The organism is Streptomyces sp. NPDC043746, assembly GCF_056436485.1.
In genome coordinates this window covers 1-5,930 of sequence record NZ_JBWKCM010000061.1, presented here as the reverse complement: position 1 = coordinate 5,930, position 5,930 = coordinate 1, and the positions used below count along the sequence as shown (strand labels likewise).

The 5,930-nt window shown below is 66.0% G+C and carries 6 protein-coding genes and 1 pseudogene; 6 read left to right on the top strand and 1 reads right to left on the bottom strand.

All coding sequences use genetic code 11. From position 1 onward, the window contains the following. The first annotated feature begins 363 nt into the window (after nucleotides 1–363). The 3 genes from AC0682_RS31290 (at nucleotide 364) to AC0682_RS31280 (ending at nucleotide 3,128) form a co-directional block, all read left to right on the top strand. A complete protein-coding gene (locus AC0682_RS31290) occupies nucleotides 364–1,857 on the top strand; it encodes a B12-binding domain-containing radical SAM protein (RefSeq protein WP_478536600.1) in 1,494 nt (497 codons plus the stop codon). Nucleotides 1,858–1,915: 58 nt separating this feature from the next. Further along, complete coding sequence (gene leuE, locus AC0682_RS31285; RefSeq protein ID WP_151514099.1) at nucleotides 1,916–2,572, top strand: leucine efflux protein LeuE; 657 nt, start codon at nucleotides 1,916–1,918, stop codon at nucleotides 2,570–2,572. Nucleotides 2,573–2,657: 85 nt separating this feature from the next. Next, on the top strand, nucleotides 2,658–3,128 hold the full coding sequence (locus AC0682_RS31280; protein WP_478536598.1) for a hypothetical protein: 471 nt from the start codon (nucleotides 2,658–2,660) through the stop codon (nucleotides 3,126–3,128). On the opposite strand, the gene AC0682_RS31275 is transcribed toward AC0682_RS31280, so the two are convergent. Next, the gene (locus tag AC0682_RS31275) at nucleotides 3,116–3,976 is read right to left on the bottom strand and encodes an IS5 family transposase (RefSeq protein WP_478536597.1); all 861 of its coding nucleotides are present in this window, start codon (nucleotides 3,974–3,976) and stop codon (nucleotides 3,116–3,118) included. The two genes, AC0682_RS31280 and AC0682_RS31275, sit on opposite strands and share 13 nt — an antisense overlap. A 339-nt stretch (nucleotides 3,977–4,315) precedes the next feature. On the opposite strand from AC0682_RS31275, the gene AC0682_RS31270 reads away from it, so the two are divergent. The 3 genes and pseudogenes from AC0682_RS31270 to AC0682_RS31260 all read left to right on the top strand — a co-directional run. Beyond that, nucleotides 4,316–4,768, top strand: coding sequence for a hypothetical protein (locus AC0682_RS31270; protein ID WP_478536601.1), 453 nt, complete (start codon nucleotides 4,316–4,318; stop codon nucleotides 4,766–4,768). Continuing rightward, the gene (locus tag AC0682_RS31265) at nucleotides 4,663–4,917 is read left to right on the top strand and encodes a DciA family protein (RefSeq protein ID WP_478536596.1); all 255 of its coding nucleotides are present in this window, start codon (nucleotides 4,663–4,665) and stop codon (nucleotides 4,915–4,917) included. The genes AC0682_RS31270 and AC0682_RS31265 overlap by 106 nt, the downstream gene beginning before the upstream one ends. A 234-nt stretch (nucleotides 4,918–5,151) precedes the next feature. Then, nucleotides 5,152–5,837 (top strand): annotated as a pseudogene (locus AC0682_RS31260) (IS5 family transposase); the annotation flags it as partial. Nucleotides 5,838–5,930 lie beyond the last annotated feature (93 nt).

Sequence of the window (5,930 nt, the reverse complement as noted above, 5' to 3'; positions counted from 1 at the left end):
GTCACCCCAGCCGACCACTGACCGCACTGGGATGGACGTGATCAAGCAGGACTCAGGTGCTCAACCGGGCGGAACGACAACACGCAATGTCCCTGCTGCACCGCCTCGCCGCCCGCGCGACTTCGACGACGACCCGCTCAAAGGAGACGCCGCGTCGCCAGGCCGCCGGTGGCTTACTGGCCTCCGCTCCAATGTCTTGATCTGGTACCCGTATGGCCGAATGGATTTGGTCCATAGGATTTAAGCCCCGCACTGGCTGATGGACGCCTAGCGCACACATATTCCGCATGCAAATGTTCATGATCTGCCTGTCCGGGCGTACTACTCAACCCTCCACTTCGCTCTCCCGCACCAGGTGACTAAATGACGCTGAAGGTACTACTCGCGAATGCCCCCAACCCCACCGCCAACAGGAACGCCTCGAACTACGCCTGCTATCCGCACATAGGGATCATCCAGCTCGCCACGGCGATGCGCGATGAGCTGGGTGACCGCGTCGACGTTCGGGTCGTCGACGGCGGCATCAGCAACACAGAGTTCGTGCAGCAGGCTGTTCGGTCCTTCGCACCCGACCTTGTCGGCATCAGTGCACTGACGCCGACCTATTCCGAGGCCCTGAAGATCGCAGAGACCGCCAAAACGTGCGGCGCCAAAGTCGTCCTTGGTGACGACCACGCGATCTTCTTTCCCGAGATGATTCTTCGTAACCGGCCCCAGGTCGACTACGTGATAGCCAACGACGGCGGCGAGATCCCCTTCGTGGAGCTGGTCCGTGCCCTGCTCAACGGCACCAGCATGTCCGAGGTGTCCTCGCTCGCCTACCGGCGGGACGGCCGGGTTCACCTCAACCCGGCACCGAAGTACGCGCTCTCACTGCGCAACACGATTCCAGATCTTTCCTTCATCGATGACGTCATCGATGTCTATGCCGATAATTATCGAACGCAGTTCGGTCATCTACACGGCCACCAAGTACGACCGGTGACCGTCAACAACGCACGCGGCTGTGAGAACGGCTACAAGCGCTGCACCTACTGCTCCATCGCAGACCTCACCGTCAACACCGGCGACCCGCGCGGGTTCTGGAAAATGATCGACCAGTACAACCGCGAGCACGGAATCAACCTGTTCTTCGAGGTCTACGACAGCTTCACCGCAAGTCCCCGCTATGTGGACGCGCTCATCGACGCCACCCCTCCGTACCTGAAGCGCCGTATCGACGAAGGCGAACTGCAGGTCATGGTCTACGCCCGCGCCCTGGGGCTGACGAAACGCAACAACGTCGACAAGCTCCGGAGGCTCGGCGTCACACGTGCCAACATCGGCCTGGACGCAGCCGACCCCGAAATGCTCGAAGCACAGCGCAAGAACAAGACAACCGGCGAAACCAACCTCGAAGCCATCCGCATGCTCAACAAGGCGGGCATCTCGGTCCATGCCTCCTACATCGCCGGCGCTCCGGGAGAGCGGCCGGAGACGCTGGACCGCACCATCGCCGGGATCCGACAGATGCTGGGCGAGGTGGAGCTCTCCTCGGTTGAGTTCTCGCGGTTCATTCCGCTGCCGAACAGCCCAGCCTGGGACCTGCTGGTCGACTACGAGCGGCCCAACTTCTTCAAGAGCAGCGCCGAGGTCGACAGCTACCTGACCGCCCTCGGAATCACCGTGACGCGAGAGGACCGGGAGGAGATGTTCGCCAAGTTCGGTGAACAGGATTTGCTGGACATCGACGAGCTGGGAGCGTTCTGGGCAGACAACTTCACCCACATCAGCGAGACATACGCTCTGGAGCGGATCAGCGAGGTGGATGAGATGGTGATCGCGCACAACGTACGAACGGGAAACAACGTCGGATAGCCGTGCTGTGCGGGTCGGGATCGGCCGCCGAGCCCCAGGCGAAGAGAAGGGTGCTGTAATGCTGGGAGTGGAGAACGTGCTGACCTACGCCGTGGGCGCGCTGCTGATCATTCTGCTGCCCGGGCCGAGCTCGTTGTTCACCCTGTCTGTGGCCGCCCGACTGGGAATCCGGGCCGGCTACAGAGCTGCGGCGGGAGTGTTCCTAGGCGAGACCCTCCTCATGGTGGCAACGGCGGCCGGACTCGCTTCACTGCTCCAGACGAACGAACTACTGTTCTCCATCGTGAAGTACGCAGGCGCTGGATACCTGACCTGGATCGCGGTGGGCATGATTCGGGCGGCATGGGCGATGTGGCGTCGCCGCTACGAGAAGAGCACGCCAGACGACCTGGCCGCTTCCGACTCGGCTGAAGGTGGAAGGCTCTTCCGCCGCTCCTTGGTGATCACCGTCCTGAACCCTAAGGCGATTCTCTTCTTCATCTCGTTCTTCGTGCAGTTCGTCGACTCCCAGTACGCCTACCCGGCGCTCTCCTTCGCGTTGCTCGCATTCATCTACCAGGTCATCAGCATCGCGTACGTGACGGCGCTGATCCTCGCGGGTACGTATCTCGCCACACAGTTCCGCCGCAGGAAGAAGCTGTCGGCGGGTCTCACAACCGGGGCAGGAGCACTGTTCCTGGGTTTCGCGGCGAAACTGGCCACGACGAGCAACTGAGACCGTGTTTGAGATCTCATTCAGGGCGGACGCAGAATGGCATCGTTGCCTCCTGTTGTCGCAGGTAACGCCTATGGTTCCGCCCATGAGCGTTCCCGGGGTCATCCCAATCAGACACGAGCCTGATTACCGCACGAGCACGATCGGGCGGTGGCGGGGCGGCCAGTTCTTCGCCTCGGTCACTGCGGCCTTCCCCGAGGGCTGGAGCGGCGACGACTGGCAGTCCCAGAAGCGTTGGTGTGCCGTGCTCCATCGGTTCGACGAGGCAGGCCGGCACCTGGACTCACGCATCCAGTTCACCGGCACCACGGCCGACGGCGAGAAGAAGGCGATCGACGCGGCCCGGCTGCTGCTTGGCGAGTGGCTCGGCGCTCTTCCGGAGCGGCAGTACCAGGACATCGCGATCGCGCCCTTCGAGGTCCGGTTTGAGGGAGCCCTGTTCAGCCTGGTCGTGGAGGAAAACACGGGCGAGGAGGAGGGCGACGGCGTGTGGGCCGAGTTCTGTCCCGACGACCTGGCTTTCAGTGCGCCCTGGAACGGTTGCTACGACACCTGAGCCGAGCCGGCGAGAAGCCGCGGGCCGCTCCGGACGGCTGCTCGGCCCCGAGCCAGTCGGCGCGCCATTACGCCGATCATCGCCCAGCGGATCATCGTCTCGGCGTGTGCCGGGTTGGTCTCGTAGTCTCGTGTAAGACGCCGGTGGGCGGTGAGCCACGAGAAGGTGCGTTCGACAGCCCAACGCTTGGGCTGGACCTGGAAGCCGCGCTGGCCTGGGTCTTTTCGCACGATGGCCAGCTCGCGGCCGAGGATCTGGGCGGTCCGGTCGACCAAGCGGCCGACGAAGCCCTGGTCCGCCCAGATCTTCTGAACGCCCGGGTGGTCGAGCCGGGTCCACAGCAGCGGGCGGCGGGCACCGTCGCGGTCCTGGACGTTGGCCGCGACGACGTGCACGGCCAGGAGCAGGCCGAGGGTGTCGGTGACGATGAACCGCTTGCGGCCCTTGACCTTTTTGCCCGCGTCGAAGCCCCTGGTTGCGGACGGGACGGTGTCGGCGGTGCGGACGGACTGGGAGTCGATCAGCCCGGCGGTCGGTTCGGCATTCCTGCCGTCGGCCGCCCGGACCTTGCCGCGCAGGGCATCGTGCATGCGCTCGACGGTGCCGTCGTCGTGCCACCAGGTGAAGTACCAGTAAACGGTGGGCCAAGGCGGGAAGTCCTTCGGTAGCTGCCGCCAGGCACATCCGGTCCGGACCACATAGAAGATCGCATCCACGATCCGTCGCCGCGGGTGCTTCTCCCGCCGCCCGCCCTTCGGCCCCACCCTCGCTGGTGGCAGCAACGGCTCCACCAGCGCCCACTGGCCGTCGGTCAGGTCCGATGGATACCCACCCCCAGAAGCACTCACACAGGACTCAACGACCTCTCCCACCCCAAGACACGGCAGATCTCAAACACGGTTTGAGGACGGCATGGTTGCCCCAGCCGTCGGTGGAAGCGTCGCTCTGGTGGGAACGGCGTGACAGAGAGGTGTGATCTTGCTGGATCCGCTCCAGGTCGTTGACCCAGCTGCCGAGGCCGTCGATCGACCTCTTCATCTCGTTCTTCGTGTCAATCACGATGGACGACACCTCGCTCACCAGCCTGGCCGTCGACACCCTGGGCCGCGAGGAAGCCGAACAGCTCCTACGGCCCCTCCCTGGTCCGCCGCGGCCTCCAGCTCGCCCACGGGGCCCGCAGCTCGCTCATGACCTACGGACGCCGGTACGAGGCCAAGATGCCCCAGGCTGCCGCCGAACGGCAGCTCCGGGAACCGGAGGAGCACTTCGCCGACGGCCGCCAAGCCCTCAAGGAACTCCGCGCCAAAGCGGCCGCCCAGCAGCAGGCGCGCCCAAGCTATGCATCCCGGGCAGGGGCACTGCACCGGCTCGCCGCCGAACGGGCGGGACTGGCCACCATCACCCCGGTGCCGCGGCCGGTGCGCACGGTGCGGCGCGACGGGCGCGAGCCGATGGGTCTCGGTGCGGCGATCGGCGCGCTGGTCACCGAGCGGGCCTGGGAGCTCCCGCCCGCCGGCGCGGAGCTGCGGGAGCGGTGGGCGGCCATCGCCCCGAGCTCTCCGGGCACGTTGCCGCCGTGTCGTACGACGCGGACTCCGGCCGGCTCACCGTGTGCCCGGAGTCGTCGGCCTGGGCGATGAAGGCCCGCCTGGAGCAGACCCGGATCGTCGCGGCCGCCAACGAGGCGGCGGGCCGCGCCGCGGTGCGCGCCCTGCGGCTCCGCCGCGCCCCGGGACTCTTCTTCGGGGCGCGGCGGCATGCTGGGCCGCACTGCTGGGAGGCCGTGTGAAATCGGCCTGAAGCGGCAGTTTCAGCCGTCTTTCCCTTACGGGGCAGTTGCGGTCGCGGCGCTGCTCAAGGATGACGTGGTGAATATGTCGAAGCTCTTTCGCTCGCCGCGTACGGTCTTGGCCGTCGCCGCTGTCGTCTGCCTCGCGCTGGCAGGTTGCACTCACTGATCGTTTCAGAATGGGTTGAGCTGCGGGTCTTGCATTTGTCGATCTTGGTCGGCAGGGTGTCCCGGATGCGTGATGATCTTGTTCCGAGCGACCTGTGGGAGCGGGTGGCCCCGCTGCTGCCGCCCGCTCCCGAACGGCGCCGTCGGTATCCCGGGCGGCTTCGCGTTCCGGACCGGACGGCTCTCGCCGGCATCTTGTACGTCCTTCGGACTGTCGTCGCCTGGCGCGATGTCCCAGCCGAGACCGTGGGCTGCTCCGGAATCACGGCCTGGCGTCGGCTTCGGGATTGGACCGAGGCCGGTGCCTGGCCACGCCTGCACGCCGCCCTGCTGGCCGAGCTTCGCCGCGCGGACCTGCTGGACCTGGATGACTGCGCCGTGGACGGATCACACGTCCGGGCCGCCAAAGGGGGGATCACGTCGGCCCGTCGCCCGTCGACCGCGCTCGTCCCGGTTCCAAGCACCACCTGATCGTCGACCGGCACGGAACCCCGCTTGCGGTAACACTCACCGGCGGAAACCGGCACGACGTCACCCAGCTCCTGCCGCTGATGGACGCGGTCCCACCGATCCGGGGGCTGCGCGGACGTCCCCGCCGCAAGCCCCGGCGGCTGTACGCCGACCGGGGCTACGACTTCGACAAGTACCGCCGCCTGCTGTGGAAACGCGGCATCAAACCCATGATCGCCCGACGCGGAGTCGCCCACGGCTCCGGACTGGGCAAGGTGCGCTGGGTGGTCGAGCGCACCTTGTGCGCCACGAGGCGCTTTGTCTGTATCCCCGGCTGAGCCGGGAGGAATTCGGAAGGAGATTCCTGGGCCAAATGACTTACCTGGATCCGAAAG

What these genes read in the sequence shown, in the direction of transcription:
- AC0682_RS31290 (WP_478536600.1), top strand. Translation starts at nt 364, where the DNA reads ATGACGCTGAAGGTACTACTCGCGAATGCCCCCAACCCCACCGCCAAC.
- leuE (WP_151514099.1), top strand. Translation starts at nt 1,916, where the DNA reads ATGCTGGGAGTGGAGAACGTGCTGACCTACGCCGTGGGCGCGCTGCTG.
- AC0682_RS31280 (WP_478536598.1), top strand. Translation starts at nt 2,658, where the DNA reads ATGAGCGTTCCCGGGGTCATCCCAATCAGACACGAGCCTGATTACCGC.
- AC0682_RS31270 (WP_478536601.1), top strand. Translation starts at nt 4,316, where the DNA reads ATGACCTACGGACGCCGGTACGAGGCCAAGATGCCCCAGGCTGCCGCC.